General features: G+C 59.5%; 14 protein-coding genes and 1 tRNA gene. 8 read left to right on the forward strand and 7 right to left on the reverse strand.

The window, feature by feature from the left end; genetic code table 11:
• The first annotated feature begins 190 nt into the window (after nt 1-190).
• Nucleotides 191-5,416: an ATP-binding protein gene (locus LB558_RS21260; protein WP_224699332.1), complete on the forward strand. Its 5,226-nt coding sequence runs from the start codon at nt 191-193 to the stop codon at nt 5,414-5,416.
• Between the two features lie 55 nt (nt 5,417-5,471).
• Here the strand turns inward: LB558_RS21260 and LB558_RS21265 are convergent, their stop codons facing one another.
• From LB558_RS21265 to LB558_RS21275, 3 genes are all read right to left on the reverse strand, one after another.
• Nucleotides 5,472-8,573 carry a hypothetical protein gene (locus LB558_RS21265; RefSeq protein WP_224699333.1) on the reverse strand — a complete coding sequence of 1,034 codons (3,102 nt, stop codon included), beginning with the start codon at nt 8,571-8,573 and terminating at the stop codon, nt 5,472-5,474.
• 72 nt (nt 8,574-8,645) lie between these two features.
• Complete coding sequence (locus LB558_RS21270) at nt 8,646-12,377, reverse strand: poly-gamma-glutamate hydrolase family protein (protein ID WP_224699334.1); 3,732 nt, start codon at nt 12,375-12,377, stop codon at nt 8,646-8,648.
• A gap of 219 nt (nt 12,378-12,596) precedes the next feature.
• Nucleotides 12,597-12,794, reverse strand: a complete 198-nt coding sequence (locus LB558_RS21275; RefSeq protein WP_263495355.1) for a helix-turn-helix domain-containing protein — start codon at nt 12,792-12,794, stop codon at nt 12,597-12,599.
• 150 nt (nt 12,795-12,944) lie between these two features.
• On the opposite strand from LB558_RS21275, the gene LB558_RS21280 reads away from it, so the two are divergent.
• The gene (locus LB558_RS21280; protein WP_224699336.1) at nt 12,945-13,466 is read left to right on the forward strand and encodes a hypothetical protein; all 522 of its coding nucleotides are present in this window, start codon (nt 12,945-12,947) and stop codon (nt 13,464-13,466) included.
• A gap of 74 nt (nt 13,467-13,540) precedes the next feature.
• Here LB558_RS21280 and LB558_RS21285 read toward each other — a convergent pair whose 3' ends face one another.
• The 3 genes from LB558_RS21285 to LB558_RS21295 form a co-directional block, all read right to left on the reverse strand.
• Entirely contained in the window at nt 13,541-14,728 is a 1,188-nt protein-coding gene (locus LB558_RS21285; RefSeq protein WP_224699337.1) for a tyrosine-type recombinase/integrase, read from the reverse strand.
• Nucleotides 14,729-14,898: 170 nt separating this feature from the next.
• Nucleotides 14,899-14,974, reverse strand: a tRNA-Phe gene (locus LB558_RS21290).
• A 322-nt stretch (nt 14,975-15,296) separates the two neighbouring features.
• Complete coding sequence (locus LB558_RS21295) at nt 15,297-16,190, reverse strand: helix-turn-helix domain-containing protein (RefSeq protein ID WP_224699338.1); 894 nt, start codon at nt 16,188-16,190, stop codon at nt 15,297-15,299.
• An 85-nt stretch (nt 16,191-16,275) separates the two neighbouring features.
• Between LB558_RS21295 and LB558_RS21300 the strand changes: the two genes are divergently transcribed.
• From LB558_RS21300 to LB558_RS21320, 5 genes are all read left to right on the forward strand, one after another.
• Nucleotides 16,276-17,547, forward strand: a complete 1,272-nt coding sequence (locus LB558_RS21300) for an extracellular solute-binding protein (protein ID WP_224699339.1) — start codon at nt 16,276-16,278, stop codon at nt 17,545-17,547.
• Nucleotides 17,548-17,651: 104 nt separating this feature from the next.
• A complete protein-coding gene (locus LB558_RS21305; protein WP_224699340.1) occupies nt 17,652-18,512 on the forward strand; it encodes a carbohydrate ABC transporter permease in 861 nt (286 codons plus the stop codon).
• Nucleotides 18,509-19,345 carry a carbohydrate ABC transporter permease gene (locus tag LB558_RS21310; RefSeq protein ID WP_127256867.1) on the forward strand — a complete coding sequence of 279 codons (837 nt, stop codon included), beginning with the start codon at nt 18,509-18,511 and terminating at the stop codon, nt 19,343-19,345. Before LB558_RS21305 ends, LB558_RS21310 begins: the two co-directional genes overlap by 4 nt.
• Before the next feature lie 8 nt (nt 19,346-19,353).
• Nucleotides 19,354-20,433, forward strand: a complete 1,080-nt coding sequence (locus tag LB558_RS21315) for an ABC transporter ATP-binding protein (protein ID WP_224699341.1) — start codon at nt 19,354-19,356, stop codon at nt 20,431-20,433.
• Between the two features lie 35 nt (nt 20,434-20,468).
• A complete protein-coding gene (locus LB558_RS21320) occupies nt 20,469-22,496 on the forward strand; it encodes an aldo/keto reductase (protein ID WP_224699342.1) in 2,028 nt (675 codons plus the stop codon).
• Nucleotides 22,497-22,528: 32 nt separating this feature from the next.
• Here the strand turns inward: LB558_RS21320 and LB558_RS21325 are convergent, their stop codons facing one another.
• On the reverse strand, nt 22,529-23,575 hold the full coding sequence (locus LB558_RS21325) for an AraC family transcriptional regulator (RefSeq protein ID WP_224699343.1): 1,047 nt from the start codon (nt 23,573-23,575) through the stop codon (nt 22,529-22,531).
• Nucleotides 23,576-23,651: 76 nt separating this feature from the next.
• Between LB558_RS21325 and LB558_RS21330 the strand changes: the two genes are divergently transcribed.
• The gene (locus tag LB558_RS21330; RefSeq protein WP_224699344.1) at nt 23,652-25,118 is read left to right on the forward strand and encodes an alpha-glucosidase/alpha-galactosidase; all 1,467 of its coding nucleotides are present in this window, start codon (nt 23,652-23,654) and stop codon (nt 25,116-25,118) included.
• Nucleotides 25,119-25,201 lie beyond the last annotated feature (83 nt).

The raw sequence follows: 25,201 nt of genomic DNA on the forward strand, positions 1-25,201 counted from the left end.
CATCATTACATATGTCAACCGCCACTCCAACCCCAAGGTTTTTTGTGCGCAAACAATGAAATCCGCGTAGCAAGCGCCCAGCCTTGCTTCGTACGAAGGGTCTACCACTCGACGTCGGCGCACTGATATTCCTGTTTTGTTCTAGGGTCACCCTGTTATACAGTTGGTGCCATTGACGACAGGAATCATCGTGACGAATCCCTATTCGGCCGGCGGCGGCGGAACACACCTTGAAGCGCGAGTTGCGGCATCCGCTCTCGTAGCAGTGCTTTGTGAAGCGCCTTTTCGGGGGCTGCCTGGCCTCTACGCAACTGTTGTGCGCACGCAGCGCGCGGCATTCGGCGAGCCGCTGGACGATCTGACGATCCAAGGGACAAGCGCAAACGGTGTCGCGACCCATCTTCATCTCCAAATCAAAAATCGGCTCACCTTTACCGAAAGCGATTCTGAATGGGCCGATGTCCTCGGCCGAGCATGGGACACGTTTGCGGCAAGCGGCGGCGACATGCCTCTGTTGCGCTATGGCGCCGGGCTAGGAAGCTACAATGCTCGCATCGATCAGCACTATCAGACGGTGTTGACTTGGGCTTCAGAAAGCATCGACGGCGATCATTTCGTGGAGCGGATTGCCAAGAAGGATTTTGCCCATCAAGACAAAAGGGCATTTGTCGAAACGATACGCATCCATCTTGGGAAGCATCTCGGCCGTACCCTCAGCGCCGATGAGTTGTGGCGATTCCTAAAGGGTTTCGTAATTCTCCACTTCGATTTTCAGGGGCGCGATGGGTCGCGCGACGCGGCCAGCGTCGTTGATCGGCTTGGCCGCTTGCTTTCCCCCGCGAAGCGCGGCCAAGCTGGTAGCATCTGGGACAATTTGATCGCAAAGGCCGGTGAACTGATACCAGTCGGTGGCGGAGCGTCACGCGCTACGCTTGTCGGGCATCTTACGAAAGAGGGCCTGCCGACAGGAACGGCGCCATCCTTTTGGAACGATATTCAGGCGATTCACCGGGAGTCTCTACGCGCGCTCGGAGACATCACGTCGACGATCGTCGGCCTAAGGCTGCATCGAGATGCTGCATACCAGCAGGTGCGCGAGGCCTTGGACGGCGGCGGCTTCATCCAGATCATTGGCGAGCCAGGTGCTGGCAAGTCGGCAATCCTCAAGGCCATTGCGGAAGAGAACGCGCGCCTCGGCCCTGTCTTTGTACTGAAGGACCAACGCATTCATCCGCGAGGATGGAGCGCACATGCCCATACGTTGGACCTCCGCGATGATGTCGGGGCACTGCTGCGCGAGTTCGCGTGCTGCGGCGCTTCGATTTTATTCATCGACGGTATCGACAAGATCACCGATCCCGCAGTCCAACTCACCGTAAATGACGTCCTGCGTGCGATTGGGGCTCAAGATGACCTTGCGAAATGGCGAGTGCTTGCGACCGTTCGTGAGCAGAACCTCAAACACCTTGAAACCTGGCTCCACGAGGACGTGCTTGCCAAGTTGCCTCTCCGCAGCATCACGGTTGCTGCGTTCAGCAAGGCTGAACTGGACGTGGTGGGCGAGGAAATCCCCCGGTTGCGGCCGTTGCTGGCCCAGTCCGGCAGCATGGATGTTGTCCTCAAACGGCCTTTTTTCCTGAAGGCGATTGCGGGTTTGACCGGCCAGACCAGCGCAGCACATGTGCCGGCCACGGAAGTTGAGCTGCTACAACTATGGTGGACGCTTGGCGGATCCGACCGAAGCGATTTTTCACTAGCGCAGCACCGGCGTAACGCCCTTCTCGACTTGGCGCAGCGGCTTGCCCAATCGCCGAACTCGGCGATCACGATTCGCAATCTTGCGCCGGAACCACTTGCCGAACTCATTAGCTCGGGCGTCTTACGCGAAAATGCCGTCGGCCATTCTGTCGTGTTCGCGCACGACATCTACGAAGAATGGGCGCTTTGCGAAGTCTTGGTCGGGGGGCAGGAGAGCGTCGCCGCTTACCTTCAACAGGTTGGGCAGCCGCAGGCGCTAGTGCGTCCAATGCAATTGCTGGGCGCCTATGTGCTCGAAACGACCCGAACCGGAGAACAATGGAAGGCTCTTCTGGAACAGATGGCCGCGCCATCATTGCGGCCGGTGTGGCAGCGGGCTGTGCTCACCTCCTGCTTTCAATCAACGCGTACCACCGATCTTCTCGACTATGTGACTGACGAATTGCTGGATAACGGCGGCGAACTCCTTCAGCGACTGTTGCTAGCGATCGGCACGCTGGAGGTCATTCCAAATCCTCTTTTCCTCGACGAACAACTCGTCCCGGACATGAATGCGGCTGAGCGAGCGCGTTTTGCGCATTACGCGGCTCTGCCCAAGCCGATTATCTGGGTTCGGTTCCTCGACTGGCTGGTGCCACGGATCCCCCATTTGCCGCCATCACTCATTCCGGACTTGTTGCCGGTCCTGGCGACTTGGCAGAGCAACTATGCGGGCGGCAACATCCGGCATTGCCGCGAAATCGGGGGACTGAGCTATCACTGGCTGATAGAGTTTGAATCGGCCTGCCATCCAGCCAAATGGAAAGACCGCCGACATCCGTTCGGTATTGATCTTCCCCATGATGACCAGGAGAAGATCGAAAAGAGCCTGCGCTCGCTGTTCCTCTCGTCAGCAGGAAGCGTGCCTGAACTCGCCGCCCAATATCTGCATGAGACGGTGGCGGACGAACGAAAGCGAAAGCGGTTTCGGACAGGGGTCATCCAAAACTGCGGATCGTTGGTGAGGCATCTCCCAGCGGAGCTTGTGGATTTTTTCCTGAAAGCGTTCATTGAAAAGCGTGACGGCCCCCTTGGTCCGTTCGGCAGCTTTGACATATATTTCATGGAAAAGTTCGGGATTGCCGATCATCAGCAATTCTATCCGGCCTCGCCGATTCAAGCTCCGTTTCTGGCCCTTTTGCGGCACAATGAAGAACAGGGGCTTAGGCTGGTTCATGGCTTGTGCAACCATGCGATTTCGGTTTGGCGCGGAGCACATTCAAGAGGCTCTTATCGACGCGAGTCGTTGACGCCATTGCCGGTGCGCGTGACGTTGCCATGGGGACGTCAAACGTTTTGGGGAGACAATCAGACCTACCTCTGGTTCCGGGGCTATTGGGGCAACGATGCCGTGAAATCCGCGCTCATGGCGTTGGAGCAATGGGCGTTCGAGCAGATTGAAATGGACGCGGATTTTGGCGAGGTTTTTCGCAAGGTGGTCCAAGGAAACGGCACCGTTGCGGTGCTCGGCCTCGGCGTGAGTCTATGCCTCGCCTACCCGGAAAAAGCGGTCGCCTGTTCGGTCGGTTTGGTGACCTGTCCGCATCTGTGGGAATGGGACATCGCCCGATTCATTCAGGATAGAAGCACGCCGTCCAATGAGATCGGAGACTGGTATCGATACGAAATGCAGCTCAAAGCGGTGCGGACACTGAACCGGAAGCCGCATCGCGGGCAAGACCTGCGCTCGCTGGCGCCGCGGCTGTTTATGTCCAACGACGCGGCACTCAAGCGCACCTATCTGCGCGGCATACGGAGTTTCCCAAAACGCCTGCCGTTCGTCTATGAGGAAGAGAAGCTGCATGCAGAGCATGTGGCACAGCTGCGTGAGAAAATGCAGCTCTTTTCCGAACAGGGCGATCCAAAGTACTTAAAGACGGCTCAGACTGCCGATGGTTCCCAGATTCAGATTTGGATCGAACCACCTTCGTTGCAACAGCCGCAATATCAGGAGCAGCGGCGCGAGAACGAGCAACTGAATGAATTTTCCGGATTGGCGCTATCGGCGGTCAAGTCGCTGGAAAGCGGCAAGCTCTATGAAAATCTCACGGTCGAGCATGCAATTGCGAAGGGCAAGGATTTCGATGGCGACGATATCTTTGATGGATTGGGGTTGGATTTTCTCGCGCGCCAACGTGCAGCAGCCGTTGCTGGAGGAGCATTCGTCGCGGCGAGTTTTTGCGAAGATGGCGCTTGGACTGATGAGATCGGCGACTGGTGTCTTGATGTGTTCGGCCGCGCAGCGACCGGGCCCGAAGAACCCGATGACATATCGATCCGCGATGGGTTGCTCGTGATGCACCCGGCCGTGTTCGCGGCCCATGGATACTCAGCACTGTTGGCGCGCGGCTTTGCAGCCGAGCGCTGCATGAATGCGATTCTTTCCCTTGCCGTGGACGCGCTGGCAGGGGTTGTCGAGGCGGTCTTTATCTCTGCGAAAGCCTATGCGGCGGCGCACCCCAAATTCTATTGGACGCTGCTGGATATCGGGCTTCGACAGTGCGTTCTCGAACGAGAAGAGATACCTGAAACTTATTCGAAAGCATGGGACCAGCGCGAGGCAGCACGGAATCTGTTGCTCCTTGAGCGTGCGGACACGCTTCTCCAATCGCAAGTGGTCACCAATCTTCCCGACATCCCGATGCCGTGGATCAAGACGGGAAAGCCGATCGTGCGAAGGAACCGCGAGACCGACGGATATGACCGCAATAACACGATCTTCATGTTCAACCTTGCCGAGAAAATCCTCTTCAAATCGACGTTTGATCCGATCTTGAGCCAGGCGGAAATGCGCCCTCTGTTCTTGCGCCTGCTTGATCAACTGATGGAATGGAACATTCAGGAAATCGTCCCGCCGTTTGCTGCGTCTCGGCGTGAATATCTTGGTGACCACACACCCTTTGAATGGGTGTTCGGTTTTTCTGCCTGGTGTGGAAAGGTCTGTTTAGCCTTGACGCCAGACGAATGTCGCCAAGTCTTTCTGCAGCGCATTTTTTTGCAAGACAACGAGACCGCGCTGCTCATCATGCAGAGCCTGATGCGTTCCTTCATGGTCAATGCATTCCTCGTTCCCAATACCATCAAGGATGAACACGTGGCCTTGTGGAACGAGATGGCGGAATGGGTATTCGGCAATCCGGAGTGGCGGCATGGAGAGCGACAGGAGCATCTCGACCGCGAGTTTCAAAGCTGCGCACAATGTCTGCTGTTTTGCATGACCCCTGATTTATCGCCCAGGATATGGAGCGTTGCTCCAAACTGGCCGCACTGGTCGAAGTTCATGCCAGTTGTCGAGCGCGCGGTTCGAGAGTTCGGCCTTCACAAGTCGCTATTCTCGACAGTTGCTGTATTTCTTAATAATAGCGGCGCAGATTTGTTGCCTGATCCGGCGCTCTGCTGGTTGCGCGACATCGTCGTCGCGAAAAAGCGCGACCTTCCGTTCTGGAACGAGCATGGCGATCATGCAGTCGAAATCATCAAATCAGTCGTTGAAAAAAAGGCGGCAAGCTTGACGGCTGAGTACCGGGATATGATCTCGCTAATAGCCGACATTCTGGTGGACAACGGCGTCAGGGGCGCGGGATCCTTTCAACAAGAGCTCTTACGGGCAAGCCAATAGGTCTAGTTGATGCAAGTGGCGCAAGCCCATCCGACAGGGTGGTACCTGTAGTGGCCTATAGATCGGAAAATGGCTCGATCAACTTTGAGCTAATCTTTGTCTCCTTAGGAAACTCAACAAGCAAGCTGCGCGCCAGATCGCCCAGGGCATCGGCCCGGTTTTTCGTGACGTGGGCGAGCCACGCAATTGCTATACGGGCAGACCCATTGCGCACTTTGTGTTTGCCTTGTCGGCCAGTCAGCGCGCTTCTCCATCCTTTTTCGGCTATACTCAGGTCGACTTGACTGAGAATGTACTCGAAGGCTTCCGGGGCAACCTGCCGGCTCACACGCAGGAACAACACTGCCTCGTCGAAGAAGCTCGGGTTTTCCTTGGAGAGCGCGCCGGCCATGAATGAGGGATAATTGCCAAGCAGCGCTTTCACCAGCGCCGGCCGGCGCTGGTGAAATTCAGCTAGGACGACCGCACCCAGCTGCCAGCGACTAGACAGGTCGACCCGAGCACCCCGTTCTATCTGCCGAAACGCAGCTTGCGGCGCCATAACGGCGAACCGCGCGTCGAGCAGGTCGATTTCCTCGATATGCTCTTCGATCAGGCGGGCAACTTCCTTTCGCCCTACCTTGCTCGCATGGCATTGAGCAATAAACACGTCCGCATCATGCGGCAGGTTCGCCCAGTTGTCGCCAATGGCTGCATCGATTGCCTGCCAGTCGAGCGCTGCGATCGTCTCTTCATAGATATCCCGACGATGTCTTAGAAGGATATTGAGCAGTTCGGCCGAGCCCTGGAAACCACGCGGCGTTAGTTGCGAAAGCTTCGCTGCAAGCGCCTTCGGCTCCCATATAGAGCATAGCTTTGTGGCGATCGCGCGCGACCGGGCGGTTGGTGCCAGTTTGCCCACGTAGACTCCTAGGGGGTCGAAGACCCGTAGGGTGCTTCCAAATATGTCGTCCAACTGCTCGATGGCGTCGATCGGGTCGGCACGCATCCGCTCGGCGATTGCTGGTCCTAGCGCCTCGACGCAATCGCAACCGAACTCCCCGTCCAGGTAGGCAAATTGCTGACAGAACCATGCAGCGTGGTAGATTTGGCTCGAACCCGGCCAGTTGGCGATGAATCTCAGGGCCTTTCCGCGATCGACGCGGGTGAGGTAACGGGCGGTCCATTCCGGCGTTAGCGCGCCGAAGGACTGCGAGACCATCTTGGTGACCTCGCAAGCAAAATCTGCCGACGGCGCTTCCATTGCCTGGTTCAACGCATCGGCGATCCCTTCAGGGTTTGAAGCGCGGATGATCGCGCGACCGAAGCGCCGGTTGCGGTAGGTGCCGTTGATGAAAGCGCCAACTGGATAGGCCGCCTCGGGCATCGGCGCGCTGAACCAGCGGGCGATCGTCTCAATCTGCGCCTTGGTTGGGCGCTTGAAATAGTCAGCGATGTAGCAATCGATTTCGCGCAGGGCATATGCCGCCGCAGCGATGTCGGCCGGCGCCTGCGCAGTCCAGCACCGATCGAGAAAGGGCTCGAGCGAGTCGCGCCCGATAAGATGGGTCCAACTGGTGTCGCGTCGGCTCATCCGGAATTGCGTCAACAAACTGCCGAGACCCGCCAGCGGCATCATTGGATCGGCCAGAGCGTGACCAATCATGGCGGCGATCTGTTGACGCCCGTCCTTGTCCTGATCCGTCAGGATCGGATCGAAGACTTCGGCGGAGAAGCGCTGGTGCGGGCAGCGTAGGTCGTTGGCGGCTAGGACGAGGCGTTGTTCGACGAGCCATTCGATAGCGCGCCCGGCGGCGTCTGGCGTAACTTGCGCGGCGCCGAGCAATGGTGCGAGGCCGCTCGCGTCCGCACGCGCGTCCCGTGACGCAAGTTGACGGATTGCAGCAGCCCCGAGCAAGATGTCAGCGCCAGCCGCACGGGCGGAGGCGACGATCGATCGTACCCGGTGCCATCCGCCGCTCAACACAAAACAGAACTGCCAGGGGAAATCGGATTGGGCCGCAACATTGAGCCGCCAGTCAATGCTCTCTTGGCCACGCCCGTCGCCGATCCGATCATCAATCTTGCGAACCGCCGCCAAGGTCTCGTCATGCCGGGCGCGCAGCTCGTCGGCGATCACCCGGACCGCGCGCTTAGCATCGAGATGTATTGTGCCGGGCCGAGTACCCGCTCCATCAACGCTGGTGAACGTCGACAAGAGCAGCTTCGTCTCGCTTGCGCACTGCTCGGCATGCACGAGCCTATGAGGTGAGGTGAGATGGGCGTCATCGATAAGATGAACGGTCGGCACATCATCGTCGGTCAGTTGGATCCGCACGCTTGCTGGATCGGTCAGCCGCAGGACGCGATAGCCTTTGCTCGCCCAGGTCTCGACTGCCTGGAGCGCGCAAACCGACTTTCCCGAGCCCGGCACGCCTGCAAGCCTCGCCGAATAGCTTGCCTTCAGCTCCCGGACAAGGTCCCCAGCTTCGGGCAATCGTGGACATTGCATGGCGTCGGCCGCGCCGAGCGCTCGACCGAGCAGCGCCGGGCCCAAACCGCGGCCCTGGTCAAAGCGGAGCGTCTGCCAGACGCCCCTCGCATCGCTGGAAGCTTGGTTCGCCGCAGCGGTGAATTGTTCGATCATGGCGAGCACCTCGTCACGGCGAGGTAACGCGCGTACGGCGGCAAGCAGCTCCTGCATATGGCCGCCATGCTCAGGGTAGAATTGCTCGATGACCTTGGGGTGCTCGCCCATCAGAGCCACCAAGGTTTGCCAGCCGAGCACATTGACCGGAAAGGCGCCCAGCGCTTCACGTTCCGCCGAGCGAACCCTAGCGTGCTCTTGTAGAGTTCCATCGGCGGGCGCAGTGGTTGCGAGTATCCAATAGGCGGGCTGGGGCTGGAAATGCTCGGCCTTGGCAAGTTCGGCATCGAACTCGGCGATCGTGACCTTTCCGCCATAGTTCGCATCCTTGCCTTTGCATTGGACGCAGTGCGTGCCGGCATGGGATCCGGGTGCCCGACCCCAAACGTCGACGCCGTGCTGCGGCTGGCCCGTCCGGCCGTTTTTCTGCGTGTAGGGATCGCCCCATACCGCCGCGAACAGGCAGCGACACAGGTCCTCGAACCGACCCCAATCCTTGGGCGGCAAAATCTGGAGGGCGGTGAATTCCATCGTTTACAGCCGGCTCAGAGTCATTCGGTCCGATAAGCGGCCGTTTGCGCCGCACAACGGCGCTGGTGCCAATTATGGGCGCGTTCCATGCGGAGCCTCTAAGTGAGTTTGCACAATGGCAGACCGAACTGCGCCGGCAAAGCTCGCCAGCTTTTGGGCGTCGGCAATCAATGCATCCCGAAGTGTCCTTGGGATTTCAAGTTGCCCCCCAGCTCCGCGCTTGCCTCGATTGCAAATGTTATCCGGCTCTTCGCCGGGAAGGCGATGCCCTGTGGTGAGGACGCTAAACCCCGCGTCCTGCAAATTCTTGGCCACAGCATCGCGCAACTGGTGATCGAGACCACCGAGCCAGACGCTTTCTGTATCCCCCTCGTCCTTTCGACCGTGCACGGTGACCACGACGTCGGCTGCCGCCGCTAGGCGCAGACCTTCCGGCTCATCAAACAGATGCGATTCGATGTGGAGATCGGAGTGAGGACGGTCTGGTTTCAACCCTTCGAAGCAGTACAACGAAAGGTCATTGCCTGCGATCGCTACGGCGATCTCGGAGGTGCCAGGTTCGATCGTTCCACCATGAGGAGCGGCAATTAGGACGGGCAACGGCTTCTCGGTGAAGAACTTTCTGTAGTCCCCGCCTTCCGTCTCGCCAGCGGCAAGGGTCAAATAGGATTTGTATTTGTCGGACGTTTTTTCCGGTTTTGTCGACCGCACGGTCGCTCCAGATGAAACGTCGGATGTGGCCTGATTTCCGGACATTCCGCTCACATCGTCGTCTTCGCCGCTAACCTCGTCGGTGTCTGCGTCCTCGTCTTCATAGTCTCGGCGGCGCATTTCTCTTTCCGACTCGGCGCTGCGATGTTCCGACGCGATACGCAGGTTGAGTTCGGCAATGTGCTTCTCGGCAAATGCTTTTACCGAAGGACGCTCGTCCGACAGCCACTCCGACAGCGAATCTCTTCTAACTCGCCACGCGTCGGCGAAGCCCAAAGAGCCAGAAACCACTCCAGTACTATCGATTACAGCTCTTACCTCGCTCATTTTTCGATCATTGTCCGGGAACCGTGACACGATCTCCTTCAACGCAGCGTGTGTGGAGATTTCCCCGTGGTAGTTTCGCAGGATCGCAAGCGCGAAGTCCGCCTCTAAGTCACCGCCCGCCGTTACTAAATCGGCAAGCGCAGCAGCAAACTCCGCTGGGCAATGGGGGAATGCGCTACTAATCAGGCGGCCGCCCCGAAACTGAAACAGTCTCCGATCGTCTGCGAACCAGGCCAGACCCTTTCGGATAGCAAGTGCGGGATCTTTTGAGAGTGGCTTTTCCAAACCATGGAACCGGAATGGAACTGCCTCAAAGGGACCTTCGCTATCATTTTTGCCACGGTCTTTGGCCAAGCGGGCACCAAAATAGTCCCAGACTGCCTCCGGCTGACTTTCGGCCAGCCGAGCGAGAATGGCCTCCGCCTGATATTCTACTTTGCGAACATAGCCCAAGTTCTCGAGGATTTGCGCTCTTCGTTCCGGGGTGATCTCGCTGTAGACCTTTGCGGACTTCCGGAGAAACCACGCTTCCGATACCCATCGGACATCTTTGCGCACGGTAAGGAATGCCAAAGCGTCGCGTAAGAAACTGTCAGGGTCGGAGATGCGCTCGGTCCCGTAGTGCTCCAAGGCTAAAAGCAGGCATTCGCTTACCGCCACTGAGTCCAACGCATCAGTAGCACGCATCAATAGGCGTGCCGCGAAATCGGGATTGCTAACCTCCGAATAGCGAAGATGGCGTGCTATGCCTGACAGCATAGTTCCGGACACCAATTCTCGTTCCAAGACATTTGCATAAATCTCGTTGCGCCCACTCCGCGACAGCCCATTAAGGAACCCTGGGAGAAAGCGGCGCAGATCATCGGACGCTCTCGCCAATAATCTGTCAGCCACCTCGGGCTTTCGCTCGGCCAAATTGCTGAGGAAATTTCCGAAAACAGGGAAAGTTGCCAGGTCGGCCGACTTGGTTTCCGCGCAGCGCGCCAGCAGGTCGAACCACTGGTTCTCGTTTGCATCATTGATCGCTTCGATGTAGCGATCTGCCTCCCTCTTTCGAAACTCATCGGCTCTCTCATAGTCGAATTCCTCATCCGCCCAATGTTCTGGGTAGACAGATTCAAATCCGACCAGAACTTTGTACTGGCGGAACCGGTCGTCTGCGTTGATGGTATCGCGGAACGTTAGGATAGCAGCTATGAGCGCGGCAGCTTGGCTTCGACAGTTGAATCGGTTCCCCCCGTCACCCGCCAACGGCTTGGTTCGCCGGTAGTCATAAAGCAACTGGTGTTCGAGGTGCTGAAGCAGCTCGTAGCTTTCTGAGCTAGCCATTGTTGTCACAAACTCGACAATGCGCGTTGAGTCCGTGAGCGTAATGGCCAGTAGGTCGTTGGAATATTGGCCCTGACTAGGAACTCTGGTGGCCGCGTCCAACGCGTCGAGGACTCTGCGCTTTTGCGTGTCGTCAGTGGATCGCTCGTAGGCTGCAAAAAGACCCTTCATCGCCTTGTCGCGGACCAACATCAGCTGGTCGGATGCGGGCACTGCACCAGTGCTAAGCACCACGGAATCAGCTTTCCACTTGGCACCTGTGATGTCGGATTGGATGGCCTCGGTCCAAACAGTTAGGGCGACGGGCCGAATGCTGTCCAGTTCAGCACTACTCATTCCGGCAAGATGGTCCACAAGCGCCATCTGGAGCATCGGTCCGACTTTGTTGCAGGCGTCGATACTGTACTCGGCCAGGCGCTTGACTGCGTTTAGAATTGCCTGACGAATGTCCTCAGCCGACTCGTCTCGATAAATATCGATAAGCAGCTGCAATGTTCCGACCACGTCGGCATAGCGCAGCCGCTGTATTATCTCCAAAACAAGCGAGGTCACGGCAGCGGCGTCAAAACCCTCCATTTTTCCATAGGTGGTTTCTATTGGAACGGCCCCCGTTGCGCGGGCGGCCTTGACGGCTCGAAGCAGCGGAGCCTTGAGCCCCTCGTAAGCGGTTGGCAAGTCGTCGTAGTTGGAGATCGCGTAATCTTTAAAACCAGAGAGGATTTCGTACCGTTCGTTGTTGTTATGAGCACCATCGAGCAGCGTCGCGATGTCCTTGTCGAACAGACTCTTGCCTTGAAGGAGACGCTCATATTCCTGCTGAGCCTTCTGAATCTCAAACCCAGCCGGAATCAAGTACTTGTCCATAATCCGTGCAAATCGGCCGGCGATTGCCTTCATCGCTTCCCCGCCATAGCCGTTGCCCAGCTTGTCCTTGTAGAGAATATCGTGAGAGGTTTCCGACCAAGCATGGTTCAAGATCGTTTGGACTTGGATCTCGCAGCGCAGGCCGGCGAACTTTGCGTATTCAGGGAGGCGCGTTCGATCCTCGCGAAGCCTGATCGTGTAGTGCATCGCGCGATATCGGGCCTCCTCGTTCTCCGGAATGGGATGATGGATCTTGGTCGAATCCTCCTCGATTTCGAAGTTGTCGCGGATTAGCGACGATGCCAAGAAACGATCAACGTCGTTGTTGGTGTAGAAGATGAGCCGAGCGCCGGCGAGATCGCGCCGGTCAAGCTCAAGCGTCTGAGTATCCTGTCTGTTTGCCTCGACAAGACGACGACGGAGGCTTTCGACATCTTTTGCGCGACACTGAACAGATTGGGGCCGAGGGAGGTTTTTATGCGCGCGCAACGCATTTTCCAGGATGAATCGAACTGTTCGCGCAAACTCATCGTACGTTGATAGATACGTCTTTTCGTATTCGTCGAGGTTCATGGAGGTAGGTCTCAATTTGACAATGGCTGCCATCGCATGGGAACGCATTCTATGCAGCGGGGCGCCATCCGGCGTCTTGCTAACACTCCATCCACGTGTCGAAGTCGACGGCTCTTGCGGATGGATCTGCTGCCTTTTCCCGAGCGACGTTCGCCGCTCGCTCGCTACAGCGCATCTATCGGCGCGCTCGCGAGCGGCTAAGCCGGGGTTAGTTCATACTCAGTCTGGTTCGGCTGCCAATCTCTTGATAGCGACAGAGGGATCGAATCCCAGAATTTTCGCTAGATCAATGAATTCGATTACGTCTACGCGCCGTTGCCCGCTTTCGAGCCGAGCTACAAACGACTGATATTCACCCAGCTTCGCTGCGAGGTCAGTCTGTGTCAGTCCGATGGCCTCGCGCTTTTCAACAAGCATGGCGATCAACGACTGGTGGCGCTGCGTTCCCAGCGTTTTCACCACAGATTTTGCCTCATCCGGTTTCAGATGAGGACTTCAATTATATCTGATTTCCAGTTATCTTAAATTCAGATACGACATGTCCGAGTCAAGTTGGAGGAACTTTGGATGGCCTCATCAACAGCGGAAAAAAACGACCCTGCTCTCGTCCTATGGGCCGCGTGGCATCGTGCCCAACATACGTCTCAGTTGCTTTGCCGGGTGCAGCAGCGGTTGGAGACGAGAATTATCAGCAATACCGGAATTCAGGTATTGACCCCGGCCGAAATCACAAAGCAGCGCGCGCCAGTCGTTGCACCGGAAGGTGTCCGCCAATACGCTGTCGCTCAGGAAGCCGAAGTCTTGGCTGTGACCGAGGCGCTCAAACTTCAGGATGCGCTCCCAGAGGTAGTAGCTCTGTCGCTAGCTGGCATATTGGCCAAGTTGGAGGTGATCGTCGGAGCGGACCGGGATATCGGCGATCCGACCGATTTCCCTTGGCCAGACCTCGCTTCCGTTCTGCGCGACCTGAAGGCGATTGCCGGCAATCTGCCAGCCTGTCAGTCGGATCGCGCCATTACCCATGCGGCTGTAGCGCGGCATTGGAAGGAGGCCGCAAAGCTCGTTGCGGCATTGGAGGCGCACAGGTAAACGGCTCAAGAGCTTATGCCGGCAGCGATCACGCCAACCCGGAACAGCGGCTCTGCCGTGGAATGCGGACAAAACTAACGGGCCGTCTTTAGTCTATCCAGCAAATCTCCCCACTCCTGCATCAGAGTCACCCGCTGCTCCCAATAGGTGGCGCGGTTGTAGGTCCGCCGGATTGCGTTCTTATCCTGATGCGCCAGCACCGCCTCAATTACGTCTGGATCGCAATTGTTGGCGTTGAGGATGGTGCTGGCGGTCACCCGGAAGCCATGGGCGGTCACTTCGTCCTTGCCGTAGCCCATACGCCGCAGCGCGGAATTCATGGAGTTCTCGGAAAGCGGACGTCTGGTCGAACGGATCGAAGGGAAGACCAGGCCGCCGTGCTCGGAGAGCGGCCAGATCTCTTCCAAGACCTGAAGCGCCTGTTTGGATAGCGGCACATCGTGCGGAGCACGCATCTTCATGCGTTCGGCCGGGATGCGCCAGACAGCCTTATCTCGGTCGAACTCGCCGCGGGTCGCGCCCCGCACCTCGCCGGGACGGACGCAGGTAAGGGCAAGGAACTGGAGGGCGGCTTTGAGGGTTGGCCAGCCGTCGTACTCATCGATCGCAACGAGGAGCTGGCCAAATTTCTTTTCATCGGTAATCGCGGCACGGCCGTTGGCTTTCGGCGCCTGAAGTGCGCCTTGGAGCGCCAGGGTGGGATCGGTCTCGGCTCGCAGGGTGACAATCGCCAACCGGAAGACACTGCCGATGACGCCCCGTAAACGCCTAGCCGATTCCCGTCGCCCGCTCTTCTCGATTTTCTGAAGGATATGGAGAATCTCGGCGGGAGTGATCTCTCGGATGGGACGGTTGGCGAGCGGGCTGGCCAAGTCTTCGAGGAGCCACTCGGTTTTGGTCACCGTGGCCGCCGCTGCGTCCCGTTCCTTCATCCGTGTAATGTATTCCTCGGCGATTAGCCCGAAGGTGGTGCGCGCTTCTGTGAGAGCCGCAACCTTCTCCTCCTTACGCTTGGCGGAAGGGTCGATGCCGTCGATCAGCAATCTCTTGGCATTGTCCCGCCTCATTCTCGCGTCGAGAAGCGAGACAAGCGGGTACTTGCCAAAAGAGAGGATGTTTTCCTTTTGCAGATAGCGATAACGCAGCTGCCAGAGCTTCGAGCCGCTTCTTTGGACGACGAGATAGAGCCCATCACCATCAGCAAGGCGATACGGCTTCTCTTTAGGCTTGGCGTTCTTACAGGCGAAATCGGAGAGCGACATGGGTAACGGACCTCCTGGGCATGGGTAATACCCGGATCGTTACCCACAAATTGATGCGTTGCAACGGTACACGGCGGGTCGCCATGAGCGGGCCAGACCAGCCAACTAATTGATTTCTATAGATTAGTGGGGCGATGTGAGAAGGGTTGGGAAGCTATGGGAAAGGCAAGTGGTGCCCAGAGGCGGATTCGAACCACCGACACGCGGATTTTCAGTCCGCTGCTCTACCAACTGAGCTATCTGGGCCTGTTCCGGCAAACGAAAACTCGCAGACCGGAATTCATCGAGGCACCGTGCGGCGTCCCTTGAAAGCGCGTGGGTTATAGCACGGGAATTCGGCCTGTCCAGCGCCTAGGTGGCGATTTCAGGCAGGAAAAGCGATGCCGTGCGATGCCCCGGTTTCCATGCTGCTTGCAGGCCTGAATGGCGCACGGCATGGCACGATCCGGCCTTCGCCATTCTTGTCCGTGCCGCTATTGCGGGCTGACATGCCGTGGCACTGCCTTTGGCCGGCGATCGAGGCGCACCAATGCATTTGCGGCTCGGACGCGCCACTGGTTGCCGCCATCTATCTGGCGCCGGTCACGCCGCGGCGAAAATCGGAGGGCGACATGCCGGCGAGCTTGCGGAACGATTTGTTGAAAGCGCTGAGCGAGCCGAAACCCGAATCCATGGCGACGCGCAGCACATTGGCGTCCTGATGCATCAAAAGCGCCTGCGCATAGCTCAGCCGCAACAGGTTCACATATTCGTTGAGCGTCATGCCGGTCGATTTCTTGAACAGGCTCATGGCATATTTGGGATGGATGTCGGCGGCCGCCGCGATGTTCACGCAATCGATGTCGTAGAGGAAGTTTTCGGCGATGAAATCGCACATGCGACCGACATTGCGCGACGATTGCTGGTCGAAGGGACTGCCTGTTTCCTGGTCGGTCGGAGTTGCGGATACCAGCCGGTAAGGTTCGAACCGCACCCGCTCCAGCCGCAGCAGCAATTCGTTTACGGCGTGTTCCGCCTTGGCCTGGTCGCCGGACCGGGCGTAGCGGCTCCAGCGCTCGAAATTATGGTTGTCGGACTGGTCGGTGGCTGATGTCACCAATGTTGCGCCCGTCATCAGCCGGTGCCTTATGTCGGTGGGCAGGTGCAGCCGGAAGAAATGCACCAGCGGCAGATGCGCTCCGGCATAGATGGCGTCGTCGGACAAATCGTCCATCTGGTGCGGCAGGCCACCCCAGAACAGGCACATCTCGCCGGCCGAAAGCGAAATCTCGTGGTCATTCATGCGGTAATGCACGCTGCCGCGCACGATGAAATTAACCTCGACCTGGGCGTGCCAATGCGGCTTGAGCATCACCAGCGGATTGGTGTGAAACATCTGCAGGAGCAGCGGCAGGCCTTCCACGCTGCTGGCCCCAGGCTGGTAGAACGGCCGTTCAGGCATCTTACTTTCCGCCAATTTCATATTCCCTTTGACGGCGACAGGCCTTTCCCACTGCATAGTCTAGCCACGCTCACAGTGAGAGAGCAAATGAAATGGGAGGATTTCAATGCGCATCACAATGACCTGCGCCGCGCTCGCGCTTGCCCTGGGCTCAGCCCCGGCCTTCGCGCAATCCGGCGAAATCACCATCTGGAGCTGGAATGTCGCGGCTTCATCGCTGAAGGCGACCATTGCCGGCTTCAACAAGCAATTTCCCGACGTCAAGGTCACGGTCCAGGATCTCGGCAATCAGCCGACTTACGACAAGTCGATCGCCGGCTGCGCCGCCGGCGGCGTAGGCCTGCCCGACATCGTCACCGTCGAGAACGGTGAGGCCGAGAATTACTGGAGCCAGTTCCCCGACTGCTTCGTCGACCTGCATACGCTCGGCTACACAGCCGACGACCAGAAAAAGTTCCCCGATTTCAAGCGCACCGAGCTGGAAGTGGGCGACAAGGCCTACGCGATGCCGTGGGACTCCGGCCCGGTGGCCGCCTTTTATCGCCGCGACTTCTACGAAAAGGCCGGCGTCGATCCAGCGTCGATCAAGACCTGGGATGATTTCATTGCCGCGGGCAAGAAGATCCAGGCCGCCAACCCAGGCGTCTCGATGACCAATGCCGATTTCAACGGCGACTCGGAATTCTTCCGCATGATCTCCAACGAACAGGGCTGCGCCTATTTCTCCGAGGACGGACAATCGATCACGGTCAACCAGCCCAAATGCGTCGATGCCATGACCAAGGTCAAGGAGATGAAGGACGCCGGCATCATCTCATCGGCCGACTGGGGCACCAAGATCACCAACAATACCGCCGGCACGGTCGCCACTCAGATCTATGGCGGCTGGTATGAAGGCACTATTCGCACCGAGTCTGCCGGTGAAAACGGCAAATGGGGCGTCTATCTGATGCCGAGCCTCACCGCCGACGGGCCGCGCGCCGCCAATCTCGGCGGTTCTTCCCTGGCCATCACATCGGCGTCCAAGAACAAGGAGGCTGCCTACGCCTATCTGAAATACACGCTCGGAACCAATGAAGGCCAGATCACGATGCTGAAGGAGTTCGGCTTGGTGCCGTCCCTGATCTCAGCGCTCGACGATCCCTATGTCGCGCAAGGCCTTCCTTACTGGGGCGGCCAGGCGGTGTGGAAGGACATTCTCGGCACCTTGCCGAAGGTTGTTCCGAGCCGCGGCACGCAGTTCCAGAGCGACGCCGAAATCATCGTCCGCGCCGTGCAGACCAAGTATCTGGCCGGCGGCTATCCGGACGCCAAGGCAGCGCTTGACGATGCCGCAAGCCAGATCGCCGCGGCGACCGGACTGCCCGTCAAATCTTGATCTGGACGATGGCCCCGGGCGGCATGATGCTGCCTGGGACCATTCCCGAACGCGCCCGGCGTTTCAGCGGGCGCGCCACCCCTTGAACGCGGAAGGAGGCAAAAATGCGCAATCGCAACGCCACGGCCTATCCCTTCCTCACGCCCTATCTGCTGATCTTCGCGATCTTCTGGGTGTGGCCGATCATCAGCTCCTTCATGATCTCCTTCCAGGCGACGCGCACCGTGCCGTGGCGGTTCGCGCCGAGCTTCAACTGGGGCCGATTGATCGGCGATCCGGCCTTCTTCAACGCCCTGAAGAACACGCTGCTCATTCTGGTCATCCAGGTGCCGGTGATGATCTCGCTGGCGCTCGTCATGGCGGTGCTTTTGAACTCGCCGCTCTTGAAGGCGCGCGGCCTCTACCGCTTCGCCTTCTTCGCCCCGGTGGTGGTCGGCGAAGTTGCCTATTCGGCGGTGTTCCGGCTGATGTTCAACCTCGATTTCGGCATCATCAACAAGCTCCTGAACAGCGTCGGCCTGCCCAAGATCGACTGGTTTTCCAACGTCACGCCGGCGATGGCGCTGATCATGATCGCGGTGACCTGGCGCTGGGCCGGTTACAACGCCATCATCCTGCTCGCCGGCATGCAGTCCATTCCCGAAGATGTCTACGAGGCGGCGACGCTCGACCGCGTCAGCAAGCTCAAGCAGTTCTTCTACATCACCCTGCCGCTCCTGAAGCCGGTCATCGTGTTCTGTCTCGTGCTGTCGATCATCGGCACCATGCAGCTGTTCACCGAGCCCTTCCTGATCACCGAGCGCGGCGGGCCGGGCGGCGGTACGGAGACGCTTGGCCTGCTGCTTTACCGCCAGGGTTTTCGGTCGCTCAATTTCGGCTATGCGTCGGCCGTCGCCTACACCATGGCCGGGCTGGCGATCGCCATCACGCTGGCGCAGCTGTGGCTGACGAGGGAACCGAAATGAGTTCGCGCTCCTCCGCCAGACTGGGACGCAGCATCGCTCTGCATCTGTTCCTGACGCCGCTGGCGCTGATCTGGCTGTTTCCGCTGTGGATGATGGTGGTGTTCTCGACCATGCCGGACAACGGCATCTTCAGCCCCGGCATCGAGCTTTTGCCGCACGGCAACTTTATCGACAATTTCAACAATCTGCAACGTGACACCAACTTCGTCGGAGCCATCGGCATTTCGGTCTCGGTGGCGGTGACTTACACCATCCTGTCGGTGCTGCTGACGTCAATGGCCGGCTGGGCGCTGGCCCGCTACCAGTTCTTCGGCAAGGGCGTGGTTGTCGCCATCATCCTGGGTACCATAACGCTGCCTTATGCGGTCGTGCTGATCCCGCAATTCATCATGGTGGCGCGCGACTTCAAGCTCGCCAACACCTGGGTGGCGCTGATCGTGCCGCCGCTGTTCAATTCGCTTGGCGTGCTGTTCATGCGGCAGAGTTTTTCGATGATGCCGGACGATCTCTTCGATGCGGCGCGCGTCGAGGGCGTCAAGGAATGGCGCATCTTCCTCTTCGTCGCGCTGCCTTTGGCGCGGCCGATGCTGGCCGCACTCGCCATCATCCTGTTCCTCGCCTCCTGGAACAATTATCTGTGGCCGCTTTTGATCAACAGCCAGCCGGGTTCGATGACAGCGCCGGTAGCGCTCGGCACGCTGATTGGCCTCACCAAGGTGTCATGGGGCGGCATCATGGCGGGCGCGGTCATGCTGACGGTGCCGATGCTCGTCGTCTTCGTGCTGCTGCAGCGTCACTTCATAGCCGGCATTGCAGCCGGCGCGGTCAAGTAAGAGGCAGCATGGCAACGGTCACGCTCAACAATGTCGTCAAGCGCTTCGGCGTCTTCGAGGTCGTCCATGGCGCCAGCATCGACATCAAGGATGGCGAGTTCGTCGTCTTCGTCGGCCCCTCCGGCTGCGGCAAATCCACACTGCTCAGGATGATCGCCGGGCTCGAGGACATCAGCGGCGGCGAGATCGCCATCGGCGGCAAGGTGGTCAACGATGTCGAGCCGGCCGACCGCGGCATCGCCATGGTGTTCCAGTCCTACGCGCTCTATCCGCATATGAGCGTCGAACAGAACCTCTCTTTCGGCCTGCGCATGACCGGCAACCCAAAGGCCGACACCGAACGGCGGGTGAAGCGGGCGGCCGAGATCCTGCGCATCAGCGAATTGATGGAGAGGCGCCCGAAAAAACTCTCCGGCGGCCAGCGCCAGCGCGTCGCCATCGGCCGGGCCATCGTGCGCGAACCGCAGGTGTTCCTGTTCGACGAGCCGCTCTCCAATCTCGACGCCGAACTGCGCGTCCAGATGCGCGTCGAGATCTCCCGGCTGCACAAGGAGCTCGGGGCCACCATGATCTATGTCACGCACGACCAGACCGAGGCGATGACGCTCGCCGACAGGATCGTCGTGATGCGCGCCGGCCATATCGAGCAGATCGGCCGGCCGCTTGATCTCTACGACAACCCCGACAATCAGTTCGTCGCGGGCTTTGTCGGCTCGCCGAAGATGAACTTCATCAAAGGCCGCATAGTCGGGCACGATGCACGCGGTGTCGTGGTGGAACTGGCGGGTCAGGAGAAGACCCGTATCACCCAGCCGCTGACAGGCGCCATGCCCGAAGTGGGCAGCAAGGTTATCGTCGGCGTGCGGCCCGAACATTTCGGCAGTGCGGGAGAAGGTGGCGCCGACCTCGTCGTCGGCCTCGACGTGATTGAGCACCTCGGCGGCACGAGCTTTCTCTACACCAGAACGGCCAACGGTGAAGACGTGGTGATCCAGCGCGATGCGGCGAAGGTCCCCGACACATCAGAAATCACCGTTTCCATCCGCAAATCCTACCTGTTCGACGAAAAGGGACTGCGGCTGCGCTGACCGCCGGCCCTTCCCAGCCTTCAAGGAGAATGACAATGATCGCAACCACGCCCATTCGCTGGGGTATCCTCGGCCCGGGCAGCATCGCCCAGTCCTTTGCCGGCGGCGTGGCCGCTTCGCGCACCGGAAAGCTGGTCGCCATCGGCGCCCGCAATCCCGCCACCCCCGGCCTCGCCGAGAGTTTTCCCGGCGCCCGCATTCTCGACGGCTACGACGCGCTGCTCGCCGACCCCGAAGTCGATGCCGTCTACATTTCGATACCGCATCCCGGGCATGCGCAATGGGCGATCAAGGCGGCCGAGGCCGGAAAGCATGTGCTGTGCGAAAAGCCGCTGGCGCTGACCGCCTTCGAGGCCGACGCCATGATGCATGCCGCACGCAAGGCCGGCACATTCCTCGGCGAAGCCTTCATGTACCGGTTGCACCCGCAGACCAAGAAGTTGGTGGAACTGATCAGGTCTGGCGTCATCGGCGAGATCAGGATGATCAAGTCGAGCTTCGGCTTCGCCATGCCGGGCTTCATGCCGGAGCACCGTCTCTATGCCAACGACTCTGCCGGCGGCGGCATCCTCGATGTCGGCGGCTATCCCGTCTCGATGGTGCGGCTTATTGCCGGCGCGGCCGTCGGAAAGCCCTTCAGCGAGCCGGACAAGGTGGTCGGCGCCGCCCATCTTGGCCAGTCCGGCGTCGACGAATGGGCCTCCGCGCTGCTGCATTTCCCAGGCGGCATTGTCGCTGAAGTCTCCTGCAGCATTTCGCTCAACCAGGACAATGTCCTGCGCATCCTGGGCACCAAAGGTCGCATCGAAGTGCCGGACTTCTGGTTCGCCGGCGGCAACCGCGAAATCGGCCTGGGCCGGATCGACATCATCGCATCCAACGGCGCGTGCGAGACCATCAGCGTCGACGAGAAGCGCCATGTCTATTCCTTCGAGGTCGACGCAGCCGGTGAGGCCATCCGCGCCGGGCGGCAGGAATTCGCCTGGCCGGGGATGGCGTGGGCGGAAAGCCTCGGCACCTTGCGTGTGCTGGACAAATGGCGGGCGGCAGCCGGCCTCGAATACGGGATCGAGAAGGCCGAGCAGCGTACCAACACCATCTCCGGCCGGCCTTTGCGGTCCGGCGGCACGGCGATCGCCAAGCGCACCATTCCTGGCCTGTCGAAGCCGGCATCGGTGGTGGCGCTCGGCTTCGAGGATTTCCGTACCTTTTCCTCAGGCTCGATCCTGCTCGATGCCTTTTTCGAGGCCGGCGGCAATCTCTTCGATACCGGCTATGTCTATGGCGGCGGCTATACCGAGAAGCTGCTTGGCGAGTGGTTGAAAAACCGTGGCGTGCGCGCGCAATCGGTGGTCATCGCCAAGGGCGCTCACTCGCCGCTGTGCTATCCCGATGTGATCGGCAAGCAGCTCGACCAGACGCTCGAACGCCTGCAGGCCGATCATGTCGATGTCTACTTCATGCACCGCGACAATCCCGATGTGCCGGTCGGCGAATTCGTCGATGCGATGGATCGCGAGGTGAAGGCTGGCCGCATCCGCGGCCCGTTCGGCGGCTCGAACTGGACGATGGAACGCATGGATGAGGCCATCGCCTACGCCGAACGCACCGGCAAGCAGAAGCCCGGTGCGCTGTCCAACAATTTCTCGCTGGCTGAAATGCTGGAGCCGATTTGGGCAGGCTGTGTCACGTCCTCCACGGATGCATGGAAGGCCTGGCTGACATCCAGGCAGATGCCGAATTTCGCCTGGTCGAGCCAAGGGCGTGGCTTCTTCACCGATCGCGCAGGTCGGGACAAGCAAGACAATGAGGAATTGGTGCGGGTGTGGTACTCCGAGCGGAATTTCGGCCGCCGCGACCGGGCGATCGAACTTGCCGCGAGACTGGGCAAGAGCCCGATCCATATCGCGCTGGCCTATGTGCTCGCCCAGCCATTCCCGTCCATCCCGCTGATCGGGCCACGCACCCTGGACGAGTTGGACGACAGCCTGCGCGCGCTCGACATCACGCTGTCGCAGGGCGACCTCGAATGGCTGGATGGCGGCAGTCTGCGCGCGGCCTAGTCTAGTTCGCTGCCGGTTTAACGGTAGCGGCGTCAGGTCTCGTCATCAGGCGCCCTGACGCCACGCCTGGCCGGAGTCCGCAAATTGGCATACATGCCGGTGGTGCGGAATTGGCTGGGCGTAATGCCGTAGCAGCGGCGGAAGACCTTCGAAAAATAGTTCGCGTCCTCGAAGCCGCACAGTATGGCGACCTCCTTCACCGGCAGGAAATCCGCCTTGGTCAGCAGCTTCGCCGCGCGCTGCAGGCGCTGCTGCAGCACGAATTCGGCCGGCGGCAGGCCTTCGCTCTCGGCAAAGCAGCGTGAGAAATGCGCTCGGCTGAGGCCGCTGATCTGGACCAGGTCCGCCACCGGCAGCGGCCCGTCGAGATTGGCGTTGATGTGATCAATGACCGGCTGCATGGCGCTCATTTTTTCGGCGAAGGCATGGGAGCCGAAGACATCGTCATAGAGCGCCATCGCAGCCTCGTAGGCGACCGCCGAAGCAGCACCCGGCGAAGCGGCCCCTTTGATCAGGCGCAGGCTGCAATCGGCAAGATGATCGATTGTCGCCGGCTGCAGCCGAAACACCGGACCCGAGACGCTGAGGATCGACTTGTGGATGCGCAGCGCTTCCTCGCCGTTCATCGAAATCCAGAAATATTCCCAGCGCTCATCTCCAGCCAGCCAGTAGCGGTGGTTGTGCGGCACCAGCACCAGCAATGTGTCGTTCTTCTGCAGGCGGTAATTGCGATTCTCATAGCGCAGCCGGCCGGTTCCGCTGATCGTGTGCTGGAGCACGGTGAACGGTGTCTGGCCGCGCTTGCGACCGTCCCAATCGTAGATCTCGTCCTCGCGCACCTCATAGCCCGTGCTCGTCGGCATGGCGTGCAGGCGCTGGCGACCGCGCGGCAGCGAAATCGTGCGCATGGATTGTCCGTTGGTTATCAAATCATGCAGCACAAAATTACCCCTGAAAGCATAATCCTTCTCTGGTCGCGGTCGCGAATAAGCGCATAATCCCCGTCGAAAAGCGAGAGAGATCCGTAGTCGAGGAGCGGACAGGGAGGTTGGCAGGCCGGATTCCGGCTTGTCGCGCATACATGTTACGGCATGTGGCTACAACTTCCCATTGTCATTCCTTGCCTGCAATTCGAAATGGAATGAGGTGCGGCTGATGAGTTTCAAAATCGCTATCATCGGTGCCGGCAGCGTCGGCTTCACCAAGAAATTGTTCACCGACATCCTGTGCGTGCCCGAATTCAAGGACATCGAATTCGCGCTGACCGACCTCAGCGAGCACAATCTCCAGATGATCAAGGCGATCCTCGACAGGATCGTCGAGGCAAACAGGTTGCCGACCAGGGTGACCGCGACCACCGACCGCCGCAAGGCACTGGAAGGCGCACGCTACGTCATCAGCTGCGTGCGGGTCGGCGGCCTCGAAGCCTATGCCGACGATATTCGCATTCCCCTGAAATACGGCATCGACCAATGCGTTGGGGACACGATATGTGCCGGCGGCATTCTCTATGGACAGCGCAACATCCCGGTGATCCTGGATTTCTGCAAGGACATCCGCGAGGTCGCCGAGACGAACGTCAAATTCCTGAACTACGCCAACCCGATGGCGATGAACACCTGGGCGGCAATCGAATACGGCAAGGTCGACACCGTCGGGCTCTGCCACGGCGTCCAGCACGGCGCCGAGCAGATCGCCGAGGTGCTGGGCGCCAGGTCCACGCAGGAACTCGACTATGTCTGTTCCGGCATCAACCACCAAACCTGGTTCATCGACCTGCGCCTGAACGGCCGCCCCATCGGCAAGGACGAACTCGTGGCCGCCTTCGAGGCGCATCCGGTCTATTCCAGGCAGGAGAAGCTGCGCATCGACGTCCTGAAGCGCTTCGGCGTCTATTCGACCGAAAGCAATGGCCATCTTTCCGAATATCTGCCCTGGTACCGAAAACGTCCCGACGAGATCACGCGCTGGATCGATATGTCCGACTGGATCCACGGTGAAACCGGCGGTTATCTCCGCCACTCGACGGAAACCCGCAACTGGTTCGAAACGGAATATCCGCAGTTCCTCGAAGCGGCGTCAAAGCCGATCGACCGGGAGAAGCGCTCCAATGAGCATGCCAGCCACATATTGGAGGCGCTGGAGACCAACCGGGTCTATCGCGGCCATTTCAACGTCAAGAACAATGGCGTGATCACCAACCTGCCGCAGGATGCCATCATCGAGTCGCCGGGCTTCGTCGACCGTTTTGGCATCAACATGGCCGCCGGCATCATGTTGCCGGAGGCCTGCGCCGCCACCTGCATCGCCTCGATCAACGTCCAGCGCATGTCGGTGCATGCCGCGATATCAGGCGACATCGATCTTCTGAAGCTGGCCGTGCTGCATGACCCGTTGGTCGGCGCGGTTTCGACGCCGGAGGAGGTCTGGCAGATGGTCGACGAAATGGTCGTCGCCCAGGCGGCCTGGCTGCCGCAATATGCCCATGCGGTTCCGGCCGCCAGGGTGCGGCTGTCGACATCTCAGGTGAAGACCCGCGAGTGGGCGGGCGCCGCACGGCGCAGCGTGCGCTCGATCGAGGAACTGCGCGCCGAAAAAGCCGCGCTGAAGCAAGCCGGCTGAAAATTCATGCGGTGATGGTGGGTCCATGGGAGGCGGATCCACTGCCACGAAGCCGTTTGAATTCGAGGAGAGGCGGAGCGGGT

Origin of the sequence: Mesorhizobium sp. CO1-1-8 (genome assembly GCF_020164875.1) — a bacterium.
Taxonomy (GTDB): Bacteria; Pseudomonadota; Alphaproteobacteria; order Rhizobiales; family Rhizobiaceae; genus Mesorhizobium.

Coding starts and splice junctions, on each gene's coding strand:
- LB558_RS21270 (WP_224699334.1), bottom strand. CDS start 12,377: ATGAACCTCGACGAATACGAAAAGACGTATCTATCAACGTACGATGAG.
- LB558_RS21265 (WP_224699333.1), bottom strand. CDS start 8,573: ATGGAATTCACCGCCCTCCAGATTTTGCCGCCCAAGGATTGGGGTCGG.
- LB558_RS21300 (WP_224699339.1), top strand. CDS start 16,276: ATGCGCATCACAATGACCTGCGCCGCGCTCGCGCTTGCCCTGGGCTCA.
- LB558_RS21305 (WP_224699340.1), top strand. CDS start 17,652: ATGCGCAATCGCAACGCCACGGCCTATCCCTTCCTCACGCCCTATCTG.
- LB558_RS21280 (WP_224699336.1), top strand. CDS start 12,945: ATGGCCTCATCAACAGCGGAAAAAAACGACCCTGCTCTCGTCCTATGG.
- LB558_RS21295 (WP_224699338.1), bottom strand. CDS start 16,190: ATGAAATTGGCGGAAAGTAAGATGCCTGAACGGCCGTTCTACCAGCCT.
- LB558_RS21310 (WP_127256867.1), top strand. CDS start 18,509: ATGAGTTCGCGCTCCTCCGCCAGACTGGGACGCAGCATCGCTCTGCAT.
- LB558_RS21285 (WP_224699337.1), bottom strand. CDS start 14,728: ATGTCGCTCTCCGATTTCGCCTGTAAGAACGCCAAGCCTAAAGAGAAG.
- LB558_RS21275 (WP_263495355.1), bottom strand. CDS start 12,794: ATGCTTGTTGAAAAGCGCGAGGCCATCGGACTGACACAGACTGACCTC.
- LB558_RS21330 (WP_224699344.1), top strand. CDS start 23,652: ATGAGTTTCAAAATCGCTATCATCGGTGCCGGCAGCGTCGGCTTCACC.
- LB558_RS21315 (WP_224699341.1), top strand. CDS start 19,354: ATGGCAACGGTCACGCTCAACAATGTCGTCAAGCGCTTCGGCGTCTTC.
- LB558_RS21325 (WP_224699343.1), bottom strand. CDS start 23,575: ATGCGCGACAAGCCGGAATCCGGCCTGCCAACCTCCCTGTCCGCTCCT.
- LB558_RS21320 (WP_224699342.1), top strand. CDS start 20,469: ATGATCGCAACCACGCCCATTCGCTGGGGTATCCTCGGCCCGGGCAGC.